The organism is Brevundimonas guildfordensis (assembly GCF_014836405.1).
Lineage (GTDB): Bacteria > Pseudomonadota > Alphaproteobacteria > Caulobacterales > Caulobacteraceae > Brevundimonas > Brevundimonas guildfordensis.
On sequence record NZ_JACSQU010000001.1, the window covers coordinates 274363 to 300409 of the forward strand.

The 26047-nt window shown below is 66.5% G+C and carries 26 protein-coding genes and 1 pseudogene; 20 read left to right on the plus strand and 7 right to left on the minus strand.

Annotated features, from left to right (window positions below; all coding sequences use genetic code 11):
• Nucleotides 1-256 precede the first annotated feature (256 nt).
• Both dinB and H9656_RS01270 read left to right on the plus strand, forming a co-directional pair.
• Nucleotides 257-1345 (plus strand): DNA polymerase IV, encoded by a 1089-nt coding sequence (dinB, locus tag H9656_RS01265; RefSeq protein ID WP_191743707.1) that lies wholly within the window; start codon nucleotides 257-259, stop codon nucleotides 1343-1345.
• A 5-nt stretch (nucleotides 1346-1350) separates the two neighbouring features.
• Nucleotides 1351-1920, plus strand: a complete 570-nt coding sequence (locus tag H9656_RS01270; protein ID WP_191743708.1) for an alpha-ketoglutarate-dependent dioxygenase AlkB — start codon at nucleotides 1351-1353, stop codon at nucleotides 1918-1920.
• Nucleotides 1921-2485: 565 nt separating this feature from the next.
• Here H9656_RS01270 and H9656_RS01275 read toward each other — a convergent pair.
• Both H9656_RS01275 and H9656_RS01280 read right to left on the minus strand, forming a co-directional pair.
• A complete protein-coding gene (locus H9656_RS01275) occupies nucleotides 2486-2716 on the minus strand; it encodes a hypothetical protein (protein WP_191742487.1) in 231 nt (76 codons plus the stop codon).
• Between the two features lie 18 nt (nucleotides 2717-2734).
• Nucleotides 2735-3934, minus strand: a complete 1200-nt coding sequence (locus tag H9656_RS01280) for a DUF6880 family protein (RefSeq protein WP_191742488.1) — start codon at nucleotides 3932-3934, stop codon at nucleotides 2735-2737.
• Nucleotides 3935-4072: 138 nt separating this feature from the next.
• Between H9656_RS01280 and H9656_RS01285 the strand changes: the two genes are divergently transcribed.
• Nucleotides 4073-4285: a hypothetical protein gene (locus H9656_RS01285; RefSeq protein WP_191742489.1), complete on the plus strand. Its 213-nt coding sequence runs from the start codon at nucleotides 4073-4075 to the stop codon at nucleotides 4283-4285.
• Nucleotides 4286-4306: 21 nt separating this feature from the next.
• Here H9656_RS01285 and H9656_RS01290 read toward each other — a convergent pair whose 3' ends face one another.
• Nucleotides 4307-6916 (minus strand): PAS domain S-box protein, encoded by a 2610-nt coding sequence (locus H9656_RS01290; RefSeq protein WP_191742490.1) that lies wholly within the window; start codon nucleotides 6914-6916, stop codon nucleotides 4307-4309.
• A gap of 207 nt (nucleotides 6917-7123) precedes the next feature.
• On the opposite strand from H9656_RS01290, the gene H9656_RS01295 reads away from it, so the two are divergent.
• The 3 genes from H9656_RS01295 to H9656_RS01305 are packed head-to-tail and all read left to right on the plus strand — an operon-like array spanning nucleotide 7124 to nucleotide 9077.
• Entirely contained in the window at nucleotides 7124-7348 is a 225-nt protein-coding gene (locus H9656_RS01295) for a hypothetical protein (protein ID WP_191742491.1), read from the plus strand.
• Nucleotides 7345-7761 (plus strand): DUF2231 domain-containing protein, encoded by a 417-nt coding sequence (locus H9656_RS01300; RefSeq protein ID WP_191742492.1) that lies wholly within the window; start codon nucleotides 7345-7347, stop codon nucleotides 7759-7761. The genes H9656_RS01295 and H9656_RS01300 overlap by 4 nt, the downstream gene beginning before the upstream one ends.
• Nucleotides 7758-9077 (plus strand): PQQ-dependent sugar dehydrogenase, encoded by a 1320-nt coding sequence (locus H9656_RS01305; protein WP_191742493.1) that lies wholly within the window; start codon nucleotides 7758-7760, stop codon nucleotides 9075-9077. The genes H9656_RS01300 and H9656_RS01305 overlap by 4 nt, the downstream gene beginning before the upstream one ends.
• Nucleotides 9078-9154: 77 nt before the next feature.
• Here H9656_RS01305 and H9656_RS01310 read toward each other — a convergent pair whose 3' ends face one another.
• The gene (locus H9656_RS01310; RefSeq protein ID WP_318240584.1) at nucleotides 9155-11209 is read right to left on the minus strand and encodes an AsmA family protein; all 2055 of its coding nucleotides are present in this window, start codon (nucleotides 11207-11209) and stop codon (nucleotides 9155-9157) included.
• A 106-nt stretch (nucleotides 11210-11315) separates the two neighbouring features.
• The gene (locus H9656_RS01315; RefSeq protein ID WP_191742494.1) at nucleotides 11316-11588 is read right to left on the minus strand and encodes a hypothetical protein; all 273 of its coding nucleotides are present in this window, start codon (nucleotides 11586-11588) and stop codon (nucleotides 11316-11318) included.
• Nucleotides 11589-11738: 150 nt separating this feature from the next.
• On the opposite strand from H9656_RS01315, the gene H9656_RS01320 reads away from it, so the two are divergent.
• Both H9656_RS01320 and H9656_RS14025 read left to right on the plus strand, forming a co-directional pair.
• Nucleotides 11739-12473 carry a cytochrome c oxidase assembly protein gene (locus H9656_RS01320; RefSeq protein ID WP_191742495.1) on the plus strand — a complete coding sequence of 245 codons (735 nt, stop codon included), beginning with the start codon at nucleotides 11739-11741 and terminating at the stop codon, nucleotides 12471-12473.
• Nucleotides 12470-13204, plus strand: a complete 735-nt coding sequence (locus H9656_RS14025; RefSeq protein ID WP_225212181.1) for a cytochrome b — start codon at nucleotides 12470-12472, stop codon at nucleotides 13202-13204. Before H9656_RS01320 ends, H9656_RS14025 begins: the two co-directional genes overlap by 4 nt.
• Here H9656_RS14025 and H9656_RS14300 read toward each other — a convergent pair.
• Nucleotides 13197-13652: pseudogene (locus tag H9656_RS14300) on the minus strand (c-type cytochrome); the annotation flags it as partial. The gene H9656_RS14025 and the pseudogene H9656_RS14300 sit on opposite strands and share 8 nt — an antisense overlap.
• A 214-nt stretch (nucleotides 13653-13866) precedes the next feature.
• On the opposite strand from H9656_RS14300, the gene H9656_RS01330 reads away from it, so the two are divergent.
• From H9656_RS01330 to H9656_RS01350, 5 genes are read left to right on the plus strand one after another with little or no spacing between them, the layout of a single operon-like run.
• On the plus strand, nucleotides 13867-14244 hold the full coding sequence (locus H9656_RS01330) for a c-type cytochrome (RefSeq protein ID WP_191742497.1): 378 nt from the start codon (nucleotides 13867-13869) through the stop codon (nucleotides 14242-14244).
• Nucleotides 14234-15184 carry a cytochrome c oxidase subunit II gene (coxB, locus tag H9656_RS01335; protein ID WP_191742498.1) on the plus strand — a complete coding sequence of 317 codons (951 nt, stop codon included), beginning with the start codon at nucleotides 14234-14236 and terminating at the stop codon, nucleotides 15182-15184. The genes H9656_RS01330 and coxB overlap by 11 nt, the downstream gene beginning before the upstream one ends.
• Nucleotides 15181-17727, plus strand: coding sequence for a cbb3-type cytochrome c oxidase subunit I (locus H9656_RS01340; RefSeq protein ID WP_191742499.1), 2547 nt, complete (start codon nucleotides 15181-15183; stop codon nucleotides 17725-17727). The genes coxB and H9656_RS01340 overlap by 4 nt, the downstream gene beginning before the upstream one ends.
• Entirely contained in the window at nucleotides 17724-18020 is a 297-nt protein-coding gene (locus H9656_RS01345; protein WP_191742500.1) for a hypothetical protein, read from the plus strand. Before H9656_RS01340 ends, H9656_RS01345 begins: the two co-directional genes overlap by 4 nt.
• Nucleotides 18021-18075: 55 nt before the next feature.
• Nucleotides 18076-18837, plus strand: a complete 762-nt coding sequence (locus H9656_RS01350) for an IclR family transcriptional regulator (protein WP_191742501.1) — start codon at nucleotides 18076-18078, stop codon at nucleotides 18835-18837.
• Between the two features lie 4 nt (nucleotides 18838-18841).
• Here the strand turns inward: H9656_RS01350 and H9656_RS01355 are convergent, their stop codons facing one another.
• Nucleotides 18842-20029, minus strand: a complete 1188-nt coding sequence (locus H9656_RS01355) for an NAD(P)/FAD-dependent oxidoreductase (protein ID WP_191742502.1) — start codon at nucleotides 20027-20029, stop codon at nucleotides 18842-18844.
• A 123-nt stretch (nucleotides 20030-20152) separates the two neighbouring features.
• On the opposite strand from H9656_RS01355, the gene H9656_RS01360 reads away from it, so the two are divergent.
• From H9656_RS01360 to maiA, 7 genes are all read left to right on the plus strand, one after another.
• Nucleotides 20153-21403 (plus strand): aromatic ring-hydroxylating dioxygenase subunit alpha, encoded by a 1251-nt coding sequence (locus H9656_RS01360; protein WP_318240585.1) that lies wholly within the window; start codon nucleotides 20153-20155, stop codon nucleotides 21401-21403.
• 2 nt (nucleotides 21404-21405) lie between these two features.
• Entirely contained in the window at nucleotides 21406-21879 is a 474-nt protein-coding gene (locus H9656_RS01365; RefSeq protein ID WP_191742504.1) for an aromatic-ring-hydroxylating dioxygenase subunit beta, read from the plus strand.
• Nucleotides 21876-22205 (plus strand): non-heme iron oxygenase ferredoxin subunit, encoded by a 330-nt coding sequence (locus H9656_RS01370; protein ID WP_191742505.1) that lies wholly within the window; start codon nucleotides 21876-21878, stop codon nucleotides 22203-22205. The genes H9656_RS01365 and H9656_RS01370 overlap by 4 nt, the downstream gene beginning before the upstream one ends.
• A 4-nt stretch (nucleotides 22206-22209) precedes the next feature.
• A complete protein-coding gene (gene gtdA, locus H9656_RS01375) occupies nucleotides 22210-23262 on the plus strand; it encodes a gentisate 1,2-dioxygenase (protein ID WP_191742506.1) in 1053 nt (350 codons plus the stop codon).
• The gene (locus tag H9656_RS01380; protein ID WP_191742507.1) at nucleotides 23259-23957 is read left to right on the plus strand and encodes a fumarylacetoacetate hydrolase family protein; all 699 of its coding nucleotides are present in this window, start codon (nucleotides 23259-23261) and stop codon (nucleotides 23955-23957) included. Before gtdA ends, H9656_RS01380 begins: the two co-directional genes overlap by 4 nt.
• Before the next feature lie 70 nt (nucleotides 23958-24027).
• Nucleotides 24028-25362 carry an MFS transporter gene (locus H9656_RS01385; RefSeq protein ID WP_191742508.1) on the plus strand — a complete coding sequence of 445 codons (1335 nt, stop codon included), beginning with the start codon at nucleotides 24028-24030 and terminating at the stop codon, nucleotides 25360-25362.
• Between the two features lie 4 nt (nucleotides 25363-25366).
• Entirely contained in the window at nucleotides 25367-25996 is a 630-nt protein-coding gene (maiA, locus tag H9656_RS01390; RefSeq protein ID WP_191742509.1) for a maleylacetoacetate isomerase, read from the plus strand.
• The last annotated feature ends 51 nt before the right edge of the window (nucleotides 25997-26047 follow it).

Consider the following 26047-nt stretch of genomic DNA (forward strand, 5'->3'; position numbering starts at 1 on the left):
GCCTCGTCCTCCATCCCGCTGCCTTGTGGAAGATTCATGATGACCCCCGGGACTTTCCCGCCGCGCTGGATCTCCAGATCCGCCGGCATGGGGAGAACTCTCATCATTTGCATCGGGCCATCGTGTCGGCCGGCGGGCTGACGGACCGGACGACCCTCGCGGCCTGGCGGCGGGGGCTGAAGGCCTCGCAGACGTCTGCCGCCTCCGGTGGAAATAAGTTCCTGTTTTGTTCCAGTACTGTTAGGTGATGCCCGTGATGGGAACGGCAGCGCCTCGTAAGATCATCCATGTGGACATGGACGCCTTCTTCGCTTCGGTGGAGCAGAGGGACGATCCCGCCTTGCGCGGTCGTCCCGTCGCCGTAGGCCACGCCGCTTCGCGCGGCGTGGTCGCCGCCGCCAGCTATGAGGCGCGCAAGTTCGGCGTGCGGTCGGCCATGCCCTCGAGCACGGCCTTGGGGAAGTGCCCGGAACTGATCTTCATGCCGCCCCGGTTCGAGGTCTATCGCGCCGTCTCGGCGCAGATTCACGCCATCTTCGCCGACTACACGAACATGATCGAACCCCTTTCCCTGGATGAGGCCTATCTCGACGTCACGGCCAATGTCAGGGGCCTACCCACGGCCTCTGCGACTGCGGAGGAGATACGCCTGCGCATCCTCAAGGAGACCGGCCTGACGGCGTCGGCCGGGATTTCCTACAATAAGTTCCTGGCCAAGTTGGCCTCGGACCAGCGCAAACCCAACGGCCAATTCGTGGTGCCGCCGGGGCGGGGAGAGGCCTTTGTCCAAGATCTGCCGGTCAGGCGCTTCCATGGCGTCGGCCCGGTGACTGCGGCGAAGATGAACCGACTGGGCATCGATACCGGCGCGGACCTGAAGCGTCAGTCCATGGCCTTCCTGCAGCAGCATTTCGGCAAGTCCGGCGCTTGGTACCATGGGGTGGCGCGGGGAGAGGATCATCGCCCGGTCAATCCGGATCGCGAGCGCAAGTCGAGTGGTTCGGAGACCACCTTCGCCAGCGACCTGGTCGATCCGGCGGCGATCGAAGCCGGGCTGGAGGAGATGGCGGACGATGTCTGGGCCTGGTGCGAAAAGGCCGGATCGCTGGGCCGGACCGTGACGGTGAAGGTCAAGTGGGCGGACTTCCAGCAATCGACCCGGAGCCGGTCCTTCAATGAGCCGGTCACGTCGAAGGAACGGTTGCGCGAGATCGCCCGCCTGCTGGTGCGATCCCTCTATCCGCCGACCAGGGGCGTGCGGCTTGTCGGCGTGACCCTGTCCAATCTGGAGAAGGCGTCGCCGGGATTGCCCTCAAGGGCTTCTCTGGGCGAGTTGGCGCTGTGACGGCCATGCTCCAGGCGGACCTGTTCGGGCACGCCCCCCAGCCTGCCGTGCCTCCGGGCTTCGACTATTGGCCGGATGTCCTGTCGGCATGCGAGCAGGCAGCGGTGGTCGAGCAACTACAGCGGCTGGATTTCAGGCCTTATGAGCACATGGGCTACCAAGGCTTCCGACAGATCGCCGCCTTCGGACGCCGCTATGATCATGAACGACGTCGACTGGAGACTGCCGCGCCCTTGCCGGATTTCCTGAAGGCGCTTCTGGGCCGTCTGACTGGACGGCTCGACCTTGATGAAGAGGCCTTCGTCCAGGCTCTGGTCAATGAATACGCCCCCGGAGCCGGTATCGGCTGGCACCGCGACAGGCCGGTCTACGGGGAAATCCTCGGCGTTTCCTTTCTCGCGCCTTGCGTGATGCGCCTGCGCCGGAAAGAAGGGACGGGATGGCTTCGGTCGGCCGCGCCGTTGGCGCGCGGATCGGCCTATCGGCTGTCAGGCGAGGCGCGGAGAGACTGGGAGCATTCGATCTCGCCGATGACGGCCCTGCGCTATTCCATAACCTTCAGGACCCTGACCTGACCGGAGTACCTGGTTCGCCAGGGGCGCTCGCCTCAATCGGCAGGTCCTCCAGGCGCGGCGCTACGAATGCTCATCCCCGGCTCGATCCCAAGCCCAGGACGCCGGCAGGATCCTGAAGGAACCACTCCCATGAAAAGTCTGACCCGTTCTGCGGACGGCGGACCATCCCTTTAGTGGAGTGCCGCTTAGCGTGGTATTCTGTATATGTTCGTGGGTGTAATAATACAAATAACAAACTTGGCATTTGTTGTTGTCAATACATCTCGAAAGATGTCTCGATCACGCGTTTTTTACACAAGCAATTTTCCTTATTGTTATTAAGGTGCTTAAACTTTGTCGGTCTTGGGATCGGTTTTCGCGGTTTGAAAGTTGAGAAACTTGAAACAATACAGCTCTCTAAGTTGACCTTGTGTATTCGAGTGGGAATGATGCGGCGTTCTCGGGAGCTCCGGCAGCGCTGCCGGGGTCGCCACTAAGGCGCTGATAAAAGGCACAATTATTAAGAGACCCTTCGAAGCCCTTTCGAAGGGTCTTTTTTTGCCGTCAAGGCGGTCCAGGCCGGCGCTCAGCCTATCTTCTTGAGCGCCTCGTCGTATCGAGCCTGAGCGACAGCCAGCGTCGCGCGCGCTTGGGCTTTTGCCGACGCTTCGTCCAGACGGCGCCGATACTCCTTATGGGCGGCTCGCAAGCCCTCAAGCGCGTTGTCCCATTCGACATAGATGGGGTCGTTATAGTCGATCATCGCGTTGATCCTCCCTTTGCTCATGGGAAACGATCGCCGCGGCGCCTTGGCCATGCGGCTAATTCTCGCGCTTCAGCCGTGGAGCAAGATGTCGGCCGCTTCAGGATAGCGCTGCGAGAGGCGGGACGCCCAGTCCGCAGAGGCGGAGCGGGCCTGCCGGGCTTCGCGGGGGCGCGCCAGGACGAGGGCGGCCGCTTCGCGGTGAGCGGGCCAGTCCATCAGAAAGTGCAGAGCCGCCTCGAAGTCGGGGTGGCTGGCGGCGTGGGCGAAAGCTCGGTCCAGCGCCTCTACGTCGTCGAAGTCGGGCAGCCGAGAGAGGTAGTCGCGAAGCACGGGCGCCGACAGGTCGCGCTCGAACAGGCTCCAGCGCAACGTCTGGGCTTCCTGCCCGTGTCCTTCCGCGTCGAGCACGTCGATGGAGGCGGCCTCCCAGGCTGGGGTTAGTTTGGGCGCGCCCTCAGTCCGGCTACGACCATAGGTCCAGCGGCGGTTGAGCGGCGAGGGGCTCAAGGCGGCTTCGAGCGCGGCGCGGGCTTCGGCGACGCGGCCGGCCGCCAGCAGGCGGCGCGCGATGTCGGCGGCGATATCCGGGGAACCGGCCTGTTCGGGGGTGACGAGCGAGAGCCAGAGGTCGAGGTCCTCCGCCTTGTCCGCTAGGCGGCGCAGAAGGTTACGGCCCGCCGGGGTCTTTCGGGTCGTTTCGTCCAAGCCGTCCAGCAGCCTTCGCGCCGTGCGCGGGCCCAGAGCCTCATCGGCGGCGGCGATCCAGCGTCCATAGTCCTGGGGCCGTCGGCGCAGCGCGTCGACGAGGTCGCGCAACGCCTCGTCGCTGGCGGTTTCGGCGAGGGCGAAGAGTTCCGGCGAGGCGGCCGCGAAGGCGGCGGGAAGCTCGCCCTTGGTGTCCTTCACGCGGGCGGCCAGCCCTGAATAGAGGTCGAACCAGCGGATGAGGATGGCGAGCGCGTCACCAAGCGCGTCCGGCGCCAGGCGTTCGATAATCATCCGTCGGTGCGCGTTCAGATCGTCGATCAACTCGCCTCGCTTGCGCCACGAGACGCGGGTGCGCGCAGCGGCCAGCGCCGTCAGGCGCTTGTCGATCTCCAGCGCCAGAATGTCGGGACTGATCTCGGCCGCCAGTTCGAGCCGAAGCCGGCGCTTCAGATTGGCGTTCCCGGCGCCCGCCTCAATCAGCAGGTCGGCCAGGCGGGGCGCTCCAAGATGGGTCAGGCTGGCGGCGGAAAGCCGGGTCGAGATCCGAGGTTGTCGCGCCATGAGGTCCTTTTCGGGAGGGAGGTTCGCGGCCGTCTATAGCACGCCCGTCCGGGGACCTGTCGAAGCGAGGAGGCGTCAGCCTAACCGCCGTGTAAAAGGCGTCGCGACAAGGCGGTCCCAGGTCGAAAGAAGGTATGCATGCCCAAGGTCAATGATACGGTCCACATCCGTTTTTCCATGCGCGGCATGTCTGGACCGTTCTGGCAGACGAACGCCACGGTAGCCTCCGTCTCCGGCACGTCGTTGCTGCTGGATGGCCTGGACCGTCAGGTCCCGGCGGCAGCGTCGGAGCTGAAGCCGGCGGGGCAAGGGCGCTGGACGCTTGACTGGGAGGTGCGACGTCGCCCTTGAGGCGCCTCGTGCGGCCTGTTCCTATCCCTCGTCGAGGATGATCTTGACCCGGCGACCCAACTCGTCGGTGGCGAACGGCTTCGTCATGATCTGCATGCCGGGGTCCAGGTGACCGTGGCTCAGAACCGCATTTTCCGCATAGCCGGTAATGAACAGGATTTTGAGGCCAGGACGCGCGATACGGGCGGCGTCTGCGACCTGTCGGCCGTTCATGCCGCCGGGAAGACCGACGTCTGTCACCAGCAGGTCGACGCTTCGGTTGGTGTTCAGCACGGCCAGACCGCTCTTGCCGTCTTCCGCCTCGATGACCGTGTAGCCGAGTTCGGCAAGCACTTCAGCGGCCAGCATGCGGACCGTCGGCTCGTCGTCGATCACCAGTACGGTCTGGCCGTCTTCCGCCCGAGGGGTTTCCACATGGGCAGGCTCGTCTGCGGCGTTCTCAACCTCGCCCAGATGTCGCGGAAGATAGATGCACACCATCGTGCCTTCGCCCGGTTCGGAATAAATCCGCACCTGCCCGCCCGACTGCTTGGCGAAACCATAGATCATCGACAGCCCCAGGCCGGTGCCCTGGCCAATCGGCTTGGTGGTGTAGAAGGGCTCGAACGCCCTGGCGATGACTTCGGCGGGCATGCCCACGCCGGTGTCGGATACGCATAGCGAGACATACTGGCCGGGTTCCAGGTCCCTTTCAGCCGCTGCGCGCCGGTCCAGCCAGCGATTGGCGGATTCGACGGTCAGAACGCCGCCGTCGGGCATGGCGTCGCGCGCGTTGATGCAGAGGTTGAGAAGCGCGTTCTCCAACTGCCCCGGGTCGACGAAGGTGGGCCAGATGCCGGTTCCGTGGACCGACTCCACGCGCACGGAAGGCCCCATAGTCCGCACGATCAGTTCCTCCATCCCGGCCACCAGCTTGCGGATGTCGGTGGGCTTTGGCTCCAGCGTCTGCCGACGAGAGAAGGCGAGCAGGCGGTGGGTGAGGGCGGCGGCGCGGCGCGCCGCGCCCTGAGCGGCCGTAATAAAGCGGTCCGTCTCGGAAATGCGGCCCTCGGCAAGCCGCTTGCCGATCATGTCGAGGCTGCCGGTGATCCCGGTCAGCAAGTTATTGAAGTCATGCGCGATGCCGCCGGTCAGCTGGCCGACCGCTTCCATCTTCTGCGACTGCCGGAGCGCGGATTCGGCTTCCATCAAGGCTGACGTCCGCTCCTCGACCTTCTGTTCGAGAGAGGCGGCCAAGAGGGCGAGATCGCGTTCGGCTCGCCGCCGCTCGGTCGCCGCGCGCGTGCGTTCGGCGACATCGCGAATGAACGCCATCTCATCGTCCGGCCAAGCCCGGGCGTTGCGGTGGTTGAGGTACAGGAGGGCCACCAGACCTCCTTGTTCGGTGAGCGGCATGTTCATCACCGCCCGCGCGCTGATGCCCTCGAGGGCGGCTCCGGCGTCGGCGGTGCGGGGGTCGGTCCGGGCGTCGGTGATGAGCACGGTCTGCCCGCTCTTCAGATCCTCGATGTAGGACCCGAAGTTACGGAAGTTCAGAACGCCCGCCAGACTGTTGATGCCCGGCGCGTTCCAGTCTCGTGCGATGGTGATCGTCTCTGCCGTGCGATCGACGAGTCCGTAGCCCGCGCGACTGACCTCGAGCGTCTTGCCAAGGATCTCGGCTGCGGTGAAGGAGATGTCATCCGGATCCTCAAGATCGCGCAGGGCGTCGCTGAGCTCGATCAAGGCGGACCGCATCCGTTCGGACCGGACCTGCTGAGTGATGTCCGTCGTCACCCCCGCGATGCGCAGAGGCGCCCCTGTCGCATCTTCGATCAGCACGCCGCGAGCGGCCATCCAGCGGGTTTCGCCGTCGGGAGTGACGATCCGGTGGTTGATGCTGTAGTCCGCGCCCTCGCTGATGGTGGCCTGGCTCTGGGCCTTCACAGCCTCGCGGTCGTCTGGATGGATGAGGGACTGGCGATCCTCATAGGACATCGGCTCGTCGATGGCCCAGCCCATCAGGAGCCTGTAACCCTCCGTGTCCGTGAGGGAGCGCGTGCGGACATCGACGCTCCAGGCGCCCATGCCGCCGGCCTGCATGGCGAGGGCCAGCTCGCGATCCCGCTCCCGCTCCAGATGCGCCTTGGCCGTCAGTTGAGCCGCGAGAACCGCGTTGTCCTGCGCCAGCGCAGCCAAACGCTCCTGCTCTTCTGTCACATCAACAAGGCTGGCGAAGAAGTAGGCGAGCTCCCCGTCGGCATCCGGCACAGGGGCCAGAAACAGCCGGTTCCAGAAGCGCGAGCCGTCCTTTTTCCTGTTGAGAATATCGACCCGCAACGGACGAGCCCCGTGCACCGCGCGCCGGATCTCTTCAACAGTGGTCGGGTCAGCGTCCGGGCCCTGTAAGAATCGACAGTTGCGGCCGAGAACCTCCGCGCGATCGTAGCCGGTCAGGGCGCAGAAGGAATCGTTGGCGAACACGATCGGATTATCGTCCTGACGCGGATTTGTGATCACCATAGCCATCCGCGTCGCGCGAACAGCGGCCACGAAAGGACTGGTTCCCGAGTCGAGACCAACGAGCTCGTCGCTTATGCGCTCTGCGTCGCGGGTCCGCAGTTCTGTTTCGGCGTCAGTATGGTTCGTCAATAGCTGGCTCTTCGGCGAAGGTCGGTGCGCCCCGGCGCTTAACCTAGGAACGGTTTACAACCCCCATGGCGGAATTCGGTTCGTGAGCACGCCATCTTCTTCCATCGGCGCAGGCCCTGCCGATCGTCAGCCGGACTATCGCCTGCGTCATATCGCCGAGGTTGGAACCGCCGGTCCTGCAACTGGATTGGGTGAGGCGGAGGACCCATGAACCAGACCCATGTCATCGAACGCGCGTTTGAAATCGCTGAACGAAACCATGCCTGTCTCAAGGTTAGCGACGTACGCGACGCCCTCGCTCGCGAAGGCTATACGATCAATGATCTGATGCACCTGGAGGGCTGGAGCATCCGGGAGCAGCTGAAACGGCGAATGACCGCGCGCGGCGCGCGCGCTGTTGATTGCGGAGCCTCGGCAGGGAGCAGGTCATGAGCGGATCGGCGGGTTTAGGACGAGCGGTGCACGGGTTGCTCGTGAGCTTTCCGGTGGCCTTGTTCAGCCTGGGCGCAGCGACGGACGCGGCGTTTCTGCGAACGGCCCAGATTCAGTGGAGCAACTTCTCTTCCTGGGCCATCGTCGGCGCCCTGATCTTTGGCGCAACGGCATTCCTGTGGAGCCTGATCGATCTGGCGAGGTTCCGCCGCACCTCCTTGGACTTTCTGTATAGCGGCGCTCTGGGCGCGGCATGCCTGCTCGGTCTGGTGAACGCCTTCAAGCATAGCCAGGACGGTTGGAGTTCCGTAGGGGCGTTCGGCTTCACCCTCTCAATCTTGTGCTGCGCGCTGGCCCTGATCGCGGGCGCGCTGCGCTATTCGGGTATGCTCGACAAGGAGGCGATCCGATGATCCGCAAGAGCGCCCTTCTGTGCGGCGCCCTGGGCGGCGCCTTGGCACTGGCCGCCTGCGGCCAAAGCGAAAAGGGGATCAACGAAGTCGGCCCGACGCCGGATTTGCCCGGGATCCGGCAAACCCTGGTCCCGCCCATGCGTATCGCCAAGCCCGTCGGTTGGGGCGATGAGACGCCGCGTGCGCCCGAAGGCTTCATGGTGACGGCGTTGGCCACCGACCTGCGAATCCCGCGTCAGATGCTTGTCTTGCCCAACGGCGACATCTTGGTGGCCGAGGGTCGAGGGGGCGGCGCGCCGGCCCTGCGGCCCAAGGACGTTATCGCCGGGGTCATCAAGAAGCAGGGCAACACGAAGGTGAAGGGCGGCGATCGCATCACCCTGCTGCGCGATGCGGATGGCGATGGCCGGGCCGAGGTTCGCACGATTTTCATCGACGGACTGAACGCGCCCTACGGCCTGGCCTATGTCGACGGCCGCATCTATGTGGCCGAGCAGGACGCCCTGGTCAGCTTCCCTTACGTCGAAGGGCAGACCCGGATCACGGCTACGCCGGAAGAGCTGACGCGCCTGCCGTCGGCGCTCAATCACCACTGGACCAAGGCCCTGGCGGCCAGCGCGGACGGGACGACCCTTTATGTGGGGATCGGCTCCAACAGCAACGCCGGCGAACGCGGCATGGCGGTGGAAGAAGAGCGGGCCGTCGTCTGGGCTATCGACCGCGTCACGGGCGCGCGCCGCACTATCGCCCGCGGCATTCGCAATCCCACGGCGTTGGCGATCGAACCGTCGAGCAATGCGCTGTGGGCGGTCGTGAACGAGAGGGATGAGATCGGGCCGCAGCTTGTTCCCGACTACCTCACCTCAGTGCGCGACGGCGCCTTCTATGGGTGGCCGTACAGCTATTGGGGCCAGAACCTGGACCCGCGCGTGCGGCCTCAGAAGCCTGAACTTGTGGCGACGGCGGTGAAGCCGGATTACGCCCTCGGGGCGCACGTCGCGGCCCTGGGGCTTTCGTTCGCCCGAGAAGGGGGCTTTGGCGGAGCATTCGTCGAAGGCGCCTTCATCGGCGAGCATGGCAGTTGGAACCGCCAGGATCTGTCGGGATACAAGGTCGCTTGGGTGCCCTTCTCGGGGGGACGCCCCGCTGGCGAGCCGGTCGACTTCCTGACCGGGTTTCTGACCGACAAGGGCGAAGCGCGCGGCCGCCCCGTGGGCGTCTGGTTCGATCCGCAGCGCCGGATCCTGCTGGTGGCCGACGATCTGTCCAATACGGTCTGGCGGGTCGCTCCTAGCGGGACAGCGCCAGCGCAATAACTCAGTATCGCTCCTGACGCGGGCGATGGGCCCGCTTGCCCGTCGGTCGCGTCAGTCGGCGGCCAGGTGGGCAGAGGTCAGCGCGCGTTCGCGATCAGGTTGCCGCAGTCGGCGTCGTCCGCCAGGCCAGGGTCGACGAACCCAAGCAGCGCCGCGATGGGGCTGACCAAGGCGGTGAGGGCGCCGACAACCCCGCCTTGGGTTGCGACGGCCGCGGCGTCAACGCCGAGGGCGGGCGAGGCGAGGGGGCCGGTGATCGTGATAGGGGCCCACACGCGCAGAAGACGCGGCTTCTTGGTTTCACCGTCGAGCTTCAGATTCAGGGTCTCAGCGCCCAGGTCGATCGTTCCCGAGCCCTGGGCCAGGACGACGTCGGTGTCGATCACCAGGGTGCGGGCGGTGGCGACCCCGTCGGCGACCTTGAAATCGGCGACAGCGCAGCGGATCGGCGACTCAGATTGATCGCCTGACAGCAGCTTGCGCAGGCCCGCGCCGACGTTGATCCCCAGCAGTTCGGCGAAGGCCGACCGCATACGACCCTGCGGAACGACCAGACTGATGCTGCCCTTGGAGCGAGCCGCCAGATCATGGATCGATGCGCCGGGCCCTTCGAGCTTTGCTCGGCCCAGGGCGCGGCCCGTCACCGTGGGCGCGCCGTTCCGGGCGGGGATGATAGATTCGAGCGGATAGCCGCTGAGGCGAAAATCGATCGCGCTGTAAGGCATGTCCTTGGTGGCGTCGATCCTCGCCGTCCCGTGCAGCTCGCCTCGGTTGAAAGCGAACGAGACGGGATCGAGCTTCAGAATGCCTTCCTTCAGGTCGGCGCCGAGACGGACCTGCCGAACGTCGAAGGCGTTGGCTTTCACCGAAGCGGCGCGATAGCTCACCGACCCGTCCATCGTGCGCAGACGCTCGGTCCTCAACGGGGCGTCGGGCAGCAGTTTGCCGGGGGCGCCGGAAGTCGCCACCGTACCTCCCGCCGTGACACGCGGACGCGCGCCCAGCACGGCCGCCAGGTCGTCGATATCCAGGGTGCGAGAGGCGAGCTCCGCATCGACCCGACGGCGTCCGCCGACCTTGTTAACCTCCACGGTCCCCGACAGGTCGGATGATCCGACCCGCCCGCTGAAGTCCGCAAATCTGAACCGCGCCCCATCACGCGTCAGGCCGCCGCTCAGTCGGTAGGGCGGGGTGTTGGGCGTCGTGATGCCGGTCAGAAGATAAAGGTCGGCGAGGTCGCGCCCCTGGAGGTCCAGCCTGGCGTTGAACCGTCCCAGGTCGAAGGGCCGGGTGATCGCTCCGGCCGCCCTCAGCCGGGACCCCGCGCCCGCTAGGTCGGCCGTGAAGGCATAGGGACGGTCACGGCGGATGTTGATGAAAGGACCGCCTGTGACGCGAAGGGTCAGGGGCTCGCCATTCATGGTTCCCTTGCCGTCAAGCACGAAACCGCTTTCGTCATCGTCCGGCGAGCGGGCTTCGCGGGCAGAGACGACCGCGTCGAGGGTCATGCCGCGTCGTTGCTCGTCCAGCGTCAATCGGCCCTCATGGATGACCAGGCGCTGGATGACCGGCAACCGGGCGCCCCGGCCGTCATCGGGACGGTTCGGCTTCAGATCCCAACTCCGACGCCCCTGTTCATCCACGATCAGATGCGCCTGAGGACGTGTCATGGTGAGGGACGAAACCTCGACCTGGCCAAGAAACAGGCGCCGTAACCGCACGGCTACGTCCAGCCGTTCGATGTCGGCGGTGTTGCGCTGGGACGCCCAGTCGGGGCCGCTGATGCTAAGGTTCCTGACCGTGGCCGAGGGCGTCCAACTAAACAGCCTGACATCCAGGTCTCCCTTCAACGCAACCTCGCGCCCGGTTGAGGCGGAGGCGGCGCGGCCGATGGGACCCCGCACCCAGTTCCAGTCGAACAGAGCAAGGAACAGAAGAAAGCCGCCGACGAGGACGACGGTGATCGCCGCCGCGATGATCTCTGGCCTGCCGGGGCGTCGGACGGCGAGCCATACGGGATCGCGAGCTGCGACGTAGGACCTGAAGGCCTCGATCCTGTCGCGTAGGCGTCGCAGAGCCGCCCCCGCTTGTCGGCGCCACCTAGCTGATTTCGCTTCAGGCTTGTCGATCACGCTTCCCTCCGGTGCAGGTTACTAACGCCGCAAAAGGGAAAGGGTCGCCAAGCCCGGCGTTTAAGTCGGATGTGCGCATGGAGTGGGTTCCGGCGAGCGTCGCGGATTAGTCCTCAGGGTACCGCCGCGGTTCGCCGCCGGTCTCGATGAATTCGCGGATGAGGTCTCGGGCCGCCGCCTCCACGCGACCAGGGTGGTAGTCGTTCCCCGTGATGTCATGAACCTCATCAAGGTCAACGAAAGCTTCGAACCCGGTGACGACGGCGCTGCTGTCGTCGAAAATTCTGATGACCCATCGCGTCGTGCTGGCGTCGTATTCAGTACGCGCCCAGTAGCGGTCCGCACCGCAAGAAAACTCTATATCCTTCATTTCTGCCATGCCTTCTCCTTTTGCTGCCAGCGTGGGTCGCGCCAGCTTCTAGATGTTCATCCCATGGAGCGTGGTGCAATAGTTGATTGGCGCAGAGGCATTCTCTGATCTGCGCGGCCCAGCCGATGAACTGTCTGCAAGCGGAGGCGTTGGCGTAGGATGGTCGACACCGTTTGGACGCCGTATTGCGGGCCCGCGCCCGCGCCCGCCGAGGCGCTTGGGCGCTGGAACGGGGACCCTGCTCTGTGGACTGTCCTGGCGGCGGCGGCCCTCGCAGGGCTGGTGCTGCTGCGCGGCCCGGCGAGGGGGCGGTATGCCGCGGCGATGGCGGTGCTGGCGGTGGGGTTCGTCTCGCCGCTGTGCGCGCTCAGTTCAGCCCTGTTCGCCGCCCGGACGCTGCATCACCTGCTGCTGGTGCTGGCGGCGGCGCCGCTGCTGGCGCTGTGCGTTGCGCGACTGCGGCGGCCGCGTCTCGCGGCGGCGACGGCGATGCAGGCGGTCGTATTCTGGGCCTGGCACGCGCCCGACCTCTACGCTCAGGCCCTGTCGCATGACGCCGTCTATTGGTTGATGCAGGTCAGTATCCTGGGCAGCGCGGTGTGGTTCTGGGCGGCGGTGCGCAGCGCGCGCGGCCACGCAGCCGTCGCGGCCCTCCTGGCCGCCATGCTGTTGATGGGCCTGCTGGGCGCGCTGATCGTCTTCGCGGGCCAGCCGCTTTACGCCCCGCATTTCGCCAGCACCATGGCCTGGGGCGTGACGCCGATGGACGACCAGCAGGCGGCGGGCTTGATCATGTGGGCGCCGGCGGCGGCGGCCTATCTGCTCGTCGCCTTGTGGCGTCTCAACGGGCTGCTGAAGCCGACGGACAGGCCGGCGGGCGGGGCCGCCGCATGATCGATCGGCTGATCGCTCAGGCGCTGGAATGGGCGGCCGGTCACCACGACGAAGGACGCTATTCGCCCGTCGCTATCTGGTTTCATTGGATCATGGCGGTTCTGGTCTTCTTTCAGCTCGGTTGGGGCTGGTGGATGGGGCGGCTGCCCGTCGGGGGCGAGAAGGTGGCGGCCTATGAGGTCCACTTCGCCATGGGGATGCTGATGCTTCTGCTGGTGATTGGCCGCCTGACATGGCGGCTGGTCGCGCCGGATCTCATCAACGACGCCGACAAGCCGGGCTGGGAGAGCGCGGCGGCTCGGGTCACCCATTTTGTCTTCTACATCTGCCTGTTCGGCCTGCCGCTGTCGGGCTGGGCGATGATCTCGGCGACGGCGAGGGACACCAAGCTGGCGGCGGCAGGCTTCATTCCCTGGCCGCTGCTGCCGATGCAGGATCTGTCCAACCGCCAGCTCTGGGCGGTGGAGGCGGCTGCGGAGTGGATGCACTGGGGTCTGGTGATGACCCTGTTGCTGATGATCCCTATCCACGCCGGGGCGGCGCTCAAGCACCATCTGATCGATCGGGACGACGTGTTTCACGCGATGCTGCCGGTCGCGCCGCAGCTGCAGCCGAAACGGTCGCGCTGGCAGAGGCGCTGGCGCGCACTCGAGAAGCGGGTCGCGTCGACAGCCAGGCGGCTATGGAGCGGGCTTCCTCTTTCGTCAGCCGCTGGACGGCGGCGGCCATGACCCCGCGCGGGTCGTTGCGGCGTTGGCCGGACTGCCAGCGGTCGAGCTGCTCCAGGGTGTAGGCGGTCGGCTGGCCGCTGACAGAGGGCTGTCCTTCGCCCGCGCCCTGTCCCTCGACGCCGTGACAGCTGGCGCAGGCGACGATGCCCCTTGCCGCGTCCCCTGTTAGCCAAAGCGGAGGTGGAGCGGACCTGGAGGCAGGGAGCGCCGGCGGCGGAAGGCCGGCGTACCATGCCGACACCTCCCGGCGGGCGTCCTGATCCAAAACCCTGGCCACGCGGGTCATCACGTCGTCGGGGCGGAGGCCGCTGGCGTAGTCCTCCAGCTGCTTTTGCAGATAGCCCTGATCCAGGCCGGCCAAGCGCGGCGACGAGACGCCGTCGCCTTCGCCGTTCAGCCCGTGACAGGTGAAGCAGGCGTTGCCCGCGCCGCCCGCGCCGCCGCCCATGGCGATGACCTGGCCGGAAGACTGGAACGCGCGGTCGGTCGCGCCCGGCGTGGTGTCGCAGGCGGCGAGGGCTAATCCGACAAGGGCGAAGGGCAGGGCGCGCACTCTGACCCAACACCGGCTTAACGGCGACGGTTCCGCGGAACTCCTGGCGATGCGGCGGATTGGTTCTGGCGAAGCTGGGAAAGGGGCCCGATGCGATCATGTCCGGACCATGCGTTTCATAGGGGCCGCCTTCACGGCCTTGGGCCTGCTGGGGCTGGGCGCCTGTGCGGACAAGGCCGACGCCCCGCGCGCCCTGGCGGGGACCGACCCGGCCGAGGGCTTGCGCCTGATCCAAAGCCGCGGCTGCGCCGCCTGCCACAAGATTCCGGGCGTCGCCTGGCCCGAGGGGCGGACAGGCGGCTCGCTGGCGGGTGTGGGGGCGCGGCCTATGATCGCCGGACGCCTGCCCAACCAGCCCGAGGTGATGGCGGCCTTTGTGCGCGACGCGCCTTCGCTGCTGGCCGACACGGGCATGCCGCTCATGCCGCTGACCGAAGCCGAAGCCCGCGACGTGGCGGCCTACCTCTATACGCTCGATGACGATTGAGACGCCCGACATGCTGAGCGGCTGGCCGCCGCCGGTGCTGGACCCGGCCGGGCCGTTCGCAGGGCCGGTGACGGTCGTCGCCTGGGTGCTGTTCGTCATGGGGGCGGTGGTGCTGGCCGTCGTCCTGGTCGCGCTGGGCGTGGCCCTGTTCGGGCCGCGGAAGTGGAAACGCCGCGTGGGCGGCGAGCGGCTGGTCTGGATGGGCGGCCTGGCCTTCCCAGTGGTCGTGCTGACCGCCCTGTTGATCTACGGCCTCAGCGTCACCGCGCGCGTGTCCGACGCGCCCCGCGACGGCGAGATGCGCGTGCGCGTGACGGGGGAGATGTGGTGGTGGCGTGTGGCTTATCTCGACGATCAAGGGCGCGAAACGGTGCAGGACGCCAATGAGGTGCATATCCCCGTCGGGCGCCCGGTGGTGATCGAACTGGAAAGCGCCGACGTCATCCATAGTCTGTGGGTGCCGCGCCTGGGCGGGAAGACGGACATGATCCCCGGGCGTCGCAACTTCATGCGCATTCAGGCGGACGCGCCCGGCGTTTACGCGGGCCAGTGCGCTGAGTACTGCGGCGGCCCTCACGCCCTGATGGGCTTCGTCGTCGTCGCCCATGCGGAGGCCGATTTCGCGGCCTGGCAGGCCAAGCAGGCTGCGCCCGCGGCGCCGTCCGCCCTGCCCGGCGCGGGGGTGTTCAGCGCCTCGGGCTGCGGCGCCTGCCATACGATCCGCGGGACGGAGGCCAACGGCCTGGCCGGTCCGGACCTGACCCACGTCGGTTCGCGCCAGACCCTGGGCGCGGGCATTCTGCCCAACAATCAGGGCACGATGGCGGGGTGGATCGCCGACAGTCAAGGAATCAAGCCGGGCAACCGGATGCCTTCCTATCCGGTGCTGACAGGGCGAGAGCTGCGCGACCTGGCCGGCTATCTGGACAGTCTGAAATGACGTCGGAAACCGGCTTCGACGTCCGCAAATACGATCGCTTTCCTACCCAGGAGCCGCGTCCGGACGGCGAACTGGAGCAGTTGGAAGCCGCCTGGTGCGGACCGCGCCGCCCCGGCGAGTGGATCACGGCGATCAACAACAACATCATCGGCGTCTATTACGTCGGCGCGGCCATGCTGTTCTTCGTGCTGGCGGGCGTGCTGGCGCTGCTGATGCGGACCCAGCTGGCGCTGCCGATGACCGGCTTCCTGCCGCAGGAAACCTACAACCAGATCTTCACCATGCACGGCACGGTGATGATGTTCCTGTTCGCCGTGCCGGCGGTCGAGGCGCTGGGCGTGCTGCTGCTGCCGCAGATGCTGGGGGCGCGCGACCTGCCGTTTCCGCGCCTGGGGGCCTATGCCTTCTGGGCGTACCTGATCGGCGGGCTAGCCTTCTTCTGCTCCCTGTTCTTCGGCCTGGCGCCGGATGGGGGGTGGTTCATGTATCCGCCGTTGACGGGCATGACCTATTCGCCCGGGATCAACGCGGACTTCTGGCTGCTGGGCATCGGCTTTATCGAGATATCGGCCATTGCGGGCGCGATCGAGATCATCGTCGGGGTGCTGAAGACGCGCGCGCCCGGCATGACGCTGGACAAGCTGCCGGTCTTCGCCTGGGCCATGCTGATCTTCGCCTGCATGATCATCATCGCCTTTCCCTCGGTGATCCTGGCGACCTTGCTGCTGGAGCTGGAGAGGGCGCTGGGCTGGCCCTTCTTCGATCCGTTGAAGGGCGGCGATCCCATGCTGTGGCAGCACCTGTTCTGGTTCTTCGGCCACCCGGAGGTCTACATCATCTTCCTGCCGGCGGCGGGGGCCATGTCGACCATCATCCCGGCCATGGCGCGGACCAAGCTGGTCGGCCACTCGTTGGTGGTCATGGCCATGCTGGCGACCGGTTTCATCAGCTTCGGCGTCTGGGCGCACCACATGTTCACGACGGGCATGCCTCAGATCAGCATCAACTATTTCAGCGCAGCCTCCATGGCGGTCAGCGTGCCGGCGGGGGTGCAGGTCTTCGCATGGATCGCCACCATAGCGGCCGGAAAGATGCGCTTCTCCACGCCCGGGCTGTTCGCCGTCGGCGGCCTGATCATCTTCGTCATGGGAGGGCTGACGGGGGTGATGGTCGCCATGGTGCCTTTCGACTGGCAGGCCCACGACAGCTACTTCATCGTCGCTCACCTGCACTATGTCCTGATCGGCGGGATGGTCTTCCCCCTGTTCGCGGCCATCTACTACTGGCTGCCCATGTCCAGCATGCGGCCCCTGAGCGAGCGCATGGGCAAATGGATCTTCTGGCTGATGTTCGCCGGGCACAACATCGCCTTCCTGCCCATGCACCTGACTGGTCTGATGGGCATGCCGCGTCGGGTCTACACCTATCTGCCGGGGCGGGGTTGGGATCTGCCGAACTTCATCTCGACCATAGGGGCCTTCCTGTTCGGCCTGGCGGTGCTGTTGTGGGTGGTCGACATGGTCCGCAACTTTCGCCCCTTTGGCCCGCGCGAGGCGGGAAACATCCACGACGGCCCCGGCCTGGAATGGCTGCCCAGCGGCTATTACTCCGTACGGTCCGTCCCCCTGGTGAAGAGCCTCTATCCCCTATGGGAGCAGAAGGGCCTCGCGAAGCAGGTCGAGGACGGGCGGTGGTTTCTACCGGGCGCGGCCGGCGGGGAGCGGCAGACCCTGGTCACCAGCCCCCTGAACGCCGAGCCCCAATATGTGTTGCGCCTCCCGCGCCCCTCGCCGTGGCACGTCTTCGGCGCCGTCTTCACCGCAGGCTTCTTCCTGATCCTGACCATTCAGGCCTATGCGGCGGCGGTTATCAGCGGCGTCCTGGCGGTCTACTGCATCATGCGCTGGTGCTGGTTCCTGGACACGCCGCACAGCCGCCAGACGACGGACATAGGCGCGGGCATCCGCGTGCCCAACTATGTCTCGGGCCCGTCCAGCCATGGATGGTGGGCCATGGTGATCGTGCTGATCGTAGGCGGGATGGTCTGCTTGCTGGCGGGCTTTTCCTACGTGTTCTTGTGGAGCCGACGGCCGGACCTGTGGCAGGCCCCGCCGGAGATGACGTCCATGCTGCTGCATCTCGGCGTTTTGGCTCTGGCCGGGCTGGCCGCTATGGCGGCCCCACGCATCTTGCGGCGGGCCGCCACCAGACCAGAGACGGTCGCTACGGGTCTCTTGGTCATCAGCGCTGCGGCAGTGGCGGCGGGGGTGGGGCTTGAGCTCAAGGCCTGGTGGTCCGTCGGGCTGAAGCCAGACGTCACAAGCCAGGGCGCCTCCGTTTTCGCGCTTCTGGGCTGGTCGGCCGCCTTTGCGGCGATCGGGGCCCTGATGGGACTCTATATTCTGTTGCGCCGGGCGTTCGGGCGTGTGTCGGCCGAACGTCCCTCCACAGTCGATCTGATTGGCCTTTTCCTGACCTATGCCGCGGGGCAAGCGGCGGCGGTCCTCCTGCTGGTCCGGGTGTTTCCGGGCGCCGGATCATGAAGCGCTGGCTGACCATGACGGGGGGGCTGCTGATCTGGGCCGCCCACTTCCTCGGGCTGTACCTGCTGGCCAGCGCCGCCGACGTCTGGTCCTCGCCAGAAGCTGCCTCGGGGCGCTGGATCGGGCTGGGTTTCAGTCTTCTGTGTCTGGCTCTCGTGGCGCTCTTGGCCAGCCGTATGCTGCGACGTCCAGGTTCGGATGAGACGGTGGGGTGGGAGCGGCGGGTGGCCGTGACCGGCGCCCTTGTGGCGGCGATCGGGATAATATGGCAGACCGCGCCGCTGGCCTTCTGACGGCTCTGTAGAATCTGTATCTTGGCGATGGCGAAGAATAGCTGCGGACGAAGCAATGAGTGAGACAGGTGAGCGGCGCCAAGGCATTCAGTCCGTAGGAATCGGCCTGCGCGTGCTGGAGGTGCTGGCCTCCCAGAACGGCGCGGCGGCGCTGGGCGCAATCGCTCAGGCCGCCGACCTGTCCGCCTCGCAGGCGCACCGCTATCTGGCCAGCCTGATTGCGGCCGGAATGGCGCGCCAGGATGCAGCCACCGGGCGGTATGAGCTGGGGTCCGGCGCGCTGCGACTGGGGCTGGCCGCCCTGTCGCGGATGGACAGTTTTCGAGAGGCCGCCATTGCGCTGAGCGACTATGTCGCGGAGACGGGGCGGACGGTCCAGATGGGCACCTTGGGGCCGACCGGGCCGATCGTGGTGCGCTGGATCATGGGTACCCCGGCCATCTCGACCTCGTTGATGGTCGGCTCGCCGCTGCCGCTGCTGAGCTCAGCCACGGGCCATGTGTTTCTGGCCTTCCGCCCGCCGGCGGAGACGCGAGAGATGGTCGAGCGCGAGACCCAGCCGCAGTTCAAGCCGGTCGACGTCGAAGCCCTGCGCGCCCGCGTGCGGCGAGACGGCTACTCCTCCATCCAGGGCGACCTGATCCCAGGCCTGCGAGCGACCGCCGTCCCGATATTCGACCTGCAAGGGGGGGCGATCTTCACCGCGACTGTGTTGGCGACCGACGTATTCAAGCCGGAATACGACGATCAGGCGCGCGAACGCCTGATCGAGGTATGCGACCAGATCACGGTGGCGACCGGCGGCGTCCGCCCATGACGCCCTAGGCGGCCGCCTTGCGCAGGTCGACGGACGGATCGCCTGCCGCCTCCACGTTCAGGACCTTGCCGATCAGGCGGCGCGCCCCGGCGAAGTCGCGCGGCTGGTCCAGACACACAGCGCCGACGAGGACGCCGTCGCGCAGGTGGAGGCGCACCGCCTCGCCACGCGAAATGACCGAGTCTCCGGCGGGCGGATCGCCGAGAATCTGCAGGTTATGGCCGCACTGGGCGGTCCAGAACCAGGGTGTCGGCTCGGGCTCCGAGGGGCGGCCGAGGATGGCGAGGGCGGCGGTGCGGGCCGATGTCTGAGCGTGGGCCCAGGTCTCCATGCGGGCAGCGGCGCCGTCGCGTGTCCGGGCCGCCAGATCGCCGACGGCGAAGATGCGGTCGTCCGCGGGCGAGCGGTAGTCGTCGCCGACCAGAACCCCGCCAGCGACCGGCAAGCCCGCCGCCTCGGCGAGTTCCGTTGCGGGGATGATGCCAATGCCAACGACGATCAGGTCGGCTTCGATGGTCGAGCCGTCGTCCAGGCGCGCCAGCACGGACCCGTCGACGGCGTCATCCAGCCCCTGTAGCGAACGGCCCAGCTTGATCTCGACTCCGATGCGCGCATGGGCGTCGGCCAGCCATCCGGCGGCTTCGGGTGTGACGTTGCGGCCCAACAGCCGCTCGCCCGTCTCGATCACAGTGGCGCTCATGCCTAAGCCGCGCAGGGTAGAAGCGGCCTCCAAACCGATCACGCCGCCTCCGATCACGAGCGCCCGAGCGCCAGATTTGGCCGCCGCAGCTATGGCGCGGGCGTCGTCAGCGGTCCGCAGATAACGAACCGCGGGATGGTCGGCCATGGGCAGGCGCCGCACGCGTCCGCCCATCGCCAACACCAGTTTGTCGAAAACTGCGGTCGACCCGTCCGCCAGGCGAATCTCCCCCCTGTCGCGATCGATGGCGATGGCTTCGACGCCCAGCTTGAGGGTCACGTCCAGTTCCGCCCACCGTTCGACAGGCGCCAGCCAGACGGGCTCAGCCTCAGCCCCCGACAGATAGTCCTTGGACAGGCTTGGACGTTCGTAGGGGGGGTGGGCCTCGTCACCGACAAGGGTGATGGGGCCGGAAAAACCTAAATCACGCAAGGCGATAGCCGTCGCGCCGCCCGCATGTCCGGCCCCCAGAATAACGATGCGCTCAGCCATTTGTGATCTCCGTCTTCGATTGCGCTAGGTGCAACGCGTTTGACATAGATCAAAAACCACGACACCAATGCGGTCAACGGCGACATGAGATCGCTGCTTCGAATTCCAGTTCGGGAGCTTTCAGTGAACATCCCCGTACGCCCGCCGCAGGGCGAGAACAGCCGCGCCTGGCCGGCCGACGTCGACGCCGCCGTGCCTTACTGGGTCTATACGGACCCCGCGATCTACGCCGAGGAACTGCAAAAGATATGGTACGGCCCTCACTGGCTGTACGTCGGCCTGGAGTGTGAAATTCCCGAAGTCGGCGACTGGAAGACCGCGACCCTGGGGGAAAAGCCCTGCGTCATGGTCCGCTCCGGCGAAGACGAGATTTCGGTCGTCGAGAACCGCTGCGCCCACAAGGGCGTCAAGTTCTGCCAATCGCGCTTTGGCCACTCTAAGGAGCTGATCTGCCCTTACCACCAATGGTCGTACGCCCTGAACGGCGACCTGCAGGGCGTGCCCTTCCGCCGGGGCGTGAAGCGCCAGGGCGGGATGCCCGCAGACTTCGACCTGAAGCAGAACGGCCTGACCAAGCTGCGGGTCGAGGTGGTCAACGGCGTGGTCTGGGCCACCTTCTCGGACGACACGCCGCCCTTCCGCGAGTATCTGGGCGAGAAGTTCTGGAAGCACTACACCCGCGTCTACGACGGCCGGAAGCTGCAGGTGCTGGGCTACAATCGCCAGCACATTCCCGCCAACTGGAAGCAGATGCAGGAGAACATCAAGGACCCGTATCACGCCGGGCTCCTGCACGTGTTCTTCGCCACTTTCGGCCTGTTCCGCGCCGACCAGAAGTCAGCCGTCGACATCGACGACGAGGGTCGCCACGGCATCCTGATCTCGCGCAAGGGAGAGCAGGAGAAGACCGAGGACATGGCGGACATCCGCAACTTCCAGGGCGACCTGGTGCTTGAGGACCCGCGCGTCATGGACGTGGTGCAGGAGTTCCCGGGCGAAGAGACCGTCGGGATGATCACCATCTTCCCCAGCGTCATCCTGCAGCAGCAGGTCAACAGCCTGACCACGCGCCAGATCGTGCCCAAGGGGCCGGGCGGGTTCGACTTCCACTGGACCCACTGGTGCTACGCCGACGACACCGACGAGATGAAGCTGCGGCGCACCCGCCAGGCCAATCTGTTCGGCCCGGCCGGCTTCGTCTCGGCCGACGACGGCGAGGTGCTGGAAATGACCCAGCAGGGGGCCGCCGGCTCGCCCGACGCCAACATGATCCTGCAGATGGGCGGCCGCGAGATCGCACCGACCGACCACCAGGTCACCGAGACAGCCGTGCGCGCCATGTGGCGCTACTGGCGCAAGGTGATGGGCCTGTAAGCATGAGCCAGAGCATTTCCCGCGACGAGGTTCGCGACCTTTACGACGCCTATTACGCCACGCTGGACGATGTCGATCTGCACGCCTGGCCCGAGCATTTCACCGAGGACTGCCTCTATCGCGTGATCCCGCGCGAGAACTATGAGGCGGGCTTCACCCTTTGCACCATGCAGGCCGAGAGCCGCGGCATGCTGAGGGACCGGGTGACGGGGCTGACGCGGACGCAGATGTACGCCCCGCGCTACTACCGTCGCTTTCCCACCGCGCCGCGCATCGTCAGTCAGGACGAGCAGGGCGTGCGCGTGCGCCACAACCTGCTGGTGGTGCAGACGTTGATCGACAAGCACTCGGACATCGTGCTGTCGGCCGTCTGCCACGACCGCATCGTCCGCGACGGCGATCAGGTGCGCTTTGCCGAGCGCATCGTCGTCTTCGATTCCGAAATGATCCCGAACAGTCTGGTGTATCCCGCATGACCGATGTTGCGACCCTGTCGTGGACGGCCGCCGTGCCGCCCTCGGCCCTGGAAGAACACGGCGTGGCCAAGGCCGTCGTCAACGGCCTGAGCGTCGCCCTTTATGTTGTCGACGGCGAGTACTTCGCCACCGCTGACCTGTGCACCCACGGCCAGGCCAGCCTTTCCGACGGCTATCTGGACGGCGAGCTGATCGAATGCCCGCTGCACCAGGGCACCTTCAATGTGAAGACCGGCGCGGCCGTGGACGCGCCCTGTTCGGTCGCCGTGCGCACCTTCCCGGTGAAGCTCGAAGACGGCGTTCTGCACGTCGGCATGGAGGCTTGACCCCATGACACAGCTGACCAACGACAACCGCGCCCAACTGGAGACCCTTTATCAGCAGATGGAGCCGGAAGGGCTCTATCCGCTGTGGGAGAAGCTGGCGGCCCTGGTGCTGCCCCAGCCGCAGTCGCCGGCCAAGGTGCACAAATGGGTCTATGACAACGCCCGCGACTATCTGATGCGAGCCGGCGACCTGATCAGCGCCAAGGACGCCGAGCGGCGCGTGCTGATCCTGGAGAATCCCGGGCTGCCGGGCCATTCGGGCATCACGCCCAGCCTCTACGCGGGCCTGCAGCTGATCCTGCCGGGCGAGGTCGCCCCGGCTCACCGCCACGCGCAATGCGCCCTGCGCTTCGTGCTGGAAGGCGAGGAAGCCTATACTTCGGTGGACGGCGAGAAGGCGGTGATGCGCCCCTTCGATCTGGTGCTGACGCCGGGCGGCCAGTGGCATGACCACGGCAATCCGACCGACAAGCCGATGATCTGGCTGGATGGCCTGGACATCCCGACCGTCCGTCACTTCGACGCCAGCTTCGCTGAGCACTATCACGAGGACCAGTTCCCGGAGCAGGCGCCGGCCGGCGACAGCCTGAACCGATACGGCCGCAACATGCGCCCGCTGAAGGGCCACACGGCGGACCGTCGCCCGGCGCATCAGCCGCTGTTCCACTATCCCTACGCCGAATGGCGCCCGGCTCTGGACGCCCTGGCGAACAGCGGCGCCGAAATCGATCCGCATCTGGGACATGCCCTCGAGTTCATGAACCCGATCGACGGCGGCCCGATCATGGCGACCATCTCGGCCCATGTCCGCCTGCTGCCGGCGGGCTTCGAGACCAAGCCGCGCCGCTCGACCGACGGCACCATCTTCGTGGTCGTCGAGGGGATGGGCGAGGCCGTGATCGAGGGCGAGACGATCGCTCTGAACCCCCGCGACATCGTGGTCGTCCCGTCCTGGAAACAGGTGGTGTTCAAGGCCGACAGCCAGCTTGTGCTGTTCGGCTACTCGGACAAGGCCTGTCAGGAAAAACTGAATCTTTACAAGGAAGAAAACGCGTGAGCCTGCTGTTCCAACCGCAAGCGCCGGTCCTGGCCAAGACTTCGACGGGCGACGACTTCCCGGTTCGCCGCATCTTCTGCGTCGGCCGCAACTACGCCGCCCACGCGCGCGAAATGGGCCGCGATCCGGACCGCGAGCCGCCCTTCTTCTTCACGGCCTGGGCCGAGACGGTCGTGCCGGACGGAACGACCATCGCCTATCCATCCAAGACCGAGAACTTCCACTATGAGGCGGAGCTGGTCGTCGCCGTCGGCAAGGGCGGTCGCGACATCGCCGTGGAGGACGCGCTGGACCACGTCTGGGGCTACGCCACCGGCCTGGATATGACCCGCCGCGACCTGCAGCTGGAAGCCCGTGCTCAGGGCCGTCCGTGGGACACCGGCAAGAACGTTGAACAGTCTTCGCCGCTGGGCCTGATCCTCAAGGCCGGCGAGGGCGACTTCGACCCGACCAAGGGCGCGATCAAGCTGGCGGTCAACGGCGAGGTGAAGCAGGACGCCGACCTGGCCGACCTGATCTGGCCGGTGGCGGACATCATCGCCTACCTGTCGACCCTGTGGGAGATCCAGCCGGGCGACCTGATCTACACGGGCACCCCGGCGGGCGTCGGCGCCGTGGTTGAGGGCGACGAGATGGTCGTGACCATCGACGGCCTCAGCCCCCTCACCATCAAGGTCGGCCCCAAGGCCGGCTGATCCAGCCAACCGCATCAGCAATCACGGAGAGGCGCGCGTCAGACACGCCCTCCGTCGGAGGACTACACATATGGCAGCCATGGGTGAGGGCGGCGGCAACGCCGTCATCGACCGGGCCAAGTTCGGCCCGCTACAGTTCGGCGTCACGGCGCTGTGTTTCATCATCGCCATGCTCGACGGCTTCGACACTCAGTCGATCGCCTTCGTCGCGCCCAAGATCGCCGAGGACTGGGGCCTGGCCCCCTCGGCGTTCGGCCCGATCTTCGCCATCGGTCTTCTGGGCCTGACGGTCGGCGCCTTCACCCTGAGCCCGGCGGCGGACAAGTTCGGCCGCAAGACGGTCATCCTGATCTCGACCTTCATCTTCGGCCTGTTCGCCCTGCTGACGGCCCTCGCCGGGTCGATGAATGAACTGCTGATCTACCGCTTCATCACCGGGGTCGGCCTGGGCGCGGCCATGCCCAACATCATCGCCCTGACCAGCGAGTACGGCCCAGCCCGCCTGCGCGCGACGCTGGTGACGGTCATGTTCTGCGGCTTCCCGCTGGGCTCGACCATCGGCGGCCTGATCTCGACCTGGCTGATCGCGACCTGGGACTGGCACTCGGTCTTCGTCGTCGGCGGCGTCCTGCCGTTGCTGCTGCTGCCGGTGCTCTGGTTCATGCTGCCGGAGTCGGTGCGCTTTCTGGTCGCCAAGGGCGCGCCGGAGCACAAGATCGCTCCCATCGTGAAGAAGATCGACGCCAACGCCTCGGTCAGCGAGTTCATCGCCGGCCTGAAGGACGAGCAATCGTCGGCGGCCAAGGGCTTCTCGGTCTTCCAGCTGTTCCGAGAGGGCCGCGCGCCGGTGACCCTGCTGCTGTGGGTCGCCTTCTTCATGAACCTGCTGGTCATGTACTTCCTGGTGAACTGGCTGCCGACCCTGCTGAAGGGCGCGGGCCTGCCGCTCAGCCTGGCCATTCTGTCCACCGCCACCCTGAACCTGGGCGGAGTCGTCGGCGCCATCGTTCTGGGCCGGATGATCGACAAACTCAGCCCCTATCTGGTGCTGGGCACGGCCTATGCCGCCTCGGCCGCCTTCATCGCCCTGCTGGCCTTCGGCGGCACCAATCTGACCGTCCTGCTGCTGGGCGCGGCGCTGTCCGGCTTCGGCGTCGTCGGCGCCCAGATCGGCTGCAACGCCCTGACGGCCGCCGTTTATCCGACCGCCATCCGCGCCACGGGCGTAGGCTGGGCGCTGGGCGTGGGCCGCATCGGCGCTATCGTCGGCCCCTTGGTCGGCGGCGTGCTGCTGGCCCAGAACTGGTCCCCGCAGTCGCTGATCCTGCTGGCCGTCATCCCCGCCGTGATCGCTTCGATCGCTGTCTTCACCCTTGGCGGCGTGCGTCGTCGCGCCGGAGTCTGACCCCATGATCCTGCACGGCTATTTCCGCTCCACGGCCTCCTGGCGCGTTCGTATCGCTCTTGGTCTCAAGGGGCTGGAGGCCGTGCAGGCCAGCCACCACCTGCGCAAGGGCGATCAGCGCGCGCCGGACTATCTGGCGCTCAACCCGCAGGGCCTGTTGCCCGCCTTCGTGACGGACGACGGTGCGGTCCTGACCCAGTCTCTGGCCATTATCGAATATCTGGACGAGGTGGCGCCCCAGCCGTCGCTGTTGCCCGCCGACGCCGTGCTGAAGGCCAAGGTTCGCGCCGTGGCCCAAGTTGTCGCTTGCGATATCCACCCGGTGCAGAACCTCAAGGTCCTGCAGCGCCTGCGCGACCTTGGCCTGGCCGAAGAGCAGGTCCAGGCCTGGGCCGCGACCACCATTGAGGAAGGGCTCGACGCCGTCGATAAACTGCTGGCCGACCAGCCGGGACCGTTCGCCTTTGGCGACGCTCCGACCCTGGCGGACATCTGCATCGTGCCGCAGCTGGGCAATGCCCGGCGGTTTGGCGTCGACATTCGCTGGCCGCGCCTGGCGGCCCTGGAGGCGGCCTGCCTCGAGCTTCCCGCCTTCCAGAACGCCGTGCCGGGCCAACAGCCCGACGCCGAATAATCCAACATCCAGTCGAACCGAGCGCGGAGCCAACCGCGCCCTTTCCCGGAG

Excerpts from the sequence above, each read along its gene's own strand:
- dinB (WP_191743707.1), top strand. The coding sequence starts at position 257 with ATGGGAACGGCAGCGCCTCGTAAGATCATCCATGTGGACATGGACGCC.
- H9656_RS01270 (WP_191743708.1), top strand. The coding sequence starts at position 1,351 with ATGCTCCAGGCGGACCTGTTCGGGCACGCCCCCCAGCCTGCCGTGCCT.
- H9656_RS01275 (WP_191742487.1), bottom strand. The coding sequence starts at position 2,716 with ATGGCCAAGGCGCCGCGGCGATCGTTTCCCATGAGCAAAGGGAGGATC.
- H9656_RS01280 (WP_191742488.1), bottom strand. The coding sequence starts at position 3,934 with ATGGCGCGACAACCTCGGATCTCGACCCGGCTTTCCGCCGCCAGCCTG.
- H9656_RS01285 (WP_191742489.1), top strand. The coding sequence starts at position 4,073 with ATGCCCAAGGTCAATGATACGGTCCACATCCGTTTTTCCATGCGCGGC.
- H9656_RS01295 (WP_191742491.1), top strand. The coding sequence starts at position 7,124 with ATGAACCAGACCCATGTCATCGAACGCGCGTTTGAAATCGCTGAACGA.
- H9656_RS01300 (WP_191742492.1), top strand. The coding sequence starts at position 7,345 with ATGAGCGGATCGGCGGGTTTAGGACGAGCGGTGCACGGGTTGCTCGTG.
- H9656_RS01305 (WP_191742493.1), top strand. The coding sequence starts at position 7,758 with ATGATCCGCAAGAGCGCCCTTCTGTGCGGCGCCCTGGGCGGCGCCTTG.
- H9656_RS01315 (WP_191742494.1), bottom strand. The coding sequence starts at position 11,588 with ATGGCAGAAATGAAGGATATAGAGTTTTCTTGCGGTGCGGACCGCTAC.
- H9656_RS01320 (WP_191742495.1), top strand. The coding sequence starts at position 11,739 with ATGGTCGACACCGTTTGGACGCCGTATTGCGGGCCCGCGCCCGCGCCC.
- H9656_RS14025 (WP_225212181.1), top strand. The coding sequence starts at position 12,470 with ATGATCGATCGGCTGATCGCTCAGGCGCTGGAATGGGCGGCCGGTCAC.
- H9656_RS01330 (WP_191742497.1), top strand. The coding sequence starts at position 13,867 with ATGCGTTTCATAGGGGCCGCCTTCACGGCCTTGGGCCTGCTGGGGCTG.
- coxB (WP_191742498.1), top strand. The coding sequence starts at position 14,234 with ATGACGATTGAGACGCCCGACATGCTGAGCGGCTGGCCGCCGCCGGTG.
- H9656_RS01340 (WP_191742499.1), top strand. The coding sequence starts at position 15,181 with ATGACGTCGGAAACCGGCTTCGACGTCCGCAAATACGATCGCTTTCCT.
- H9656_RS01345 (WP_191742500.1), top strand. The coding sequence starts at position 17,724 with ATGAAGCGCTGGCTGACCATGACGGGGGGGCTGCTGATCTGGGCCGCC.
- H9656_RS01350 (WP_191742501.1), top strand. The coding sequence starts at position 18,076 with ATGAGTGAGACAGGTGAGCGGCGCCAAGGCATTCAGTCCGTAGGAATC.
- H9656_RS01355 (WP_191742502.1), bottom strand. The coding sequence starts at position 20,029 with ATGGCTGAGCGCATCGTTATTCTGGGGGCCGGACATGCGGGCGGCGCG.
- H9656_RS01365 (WP_191742504.1), top strand. The coding sequence starts at position 21,406 with ATGAGCCAGAGCATTTCCCGCGACGAGGTTCGCGACCTTTACGACGCC.
- H9656_RS01370 (WP_191742505.1), top strand. The coding sequence starts at position 21,876 with ATGACCGATGTTGCGACCCTGTCGTGGACGGCCGCCGTGCCGCCCTCG.
- gtdA (WP_191742506.1), top strand. The coding sequence starts at position 22,210 with ATGACACAGCTGACCAACGACAACCGCGCCCAACTGGAGACCCTTTAT.
- H9656_RS01385 (WP_191742508.1), top strand. The coding sequence starts at position 24,028 with ATGGCAGCCATGGGTGAGGGCGGCGGCAACGCCGTCATCGACCGGGCC.
- maiA (WP_191742509.1), top strand. The coding sequence starts at position 25,367 with ATGATCCTGCACGGCTATTTCCGCTCCACGGCCTCCTGGCGCGTTCGT.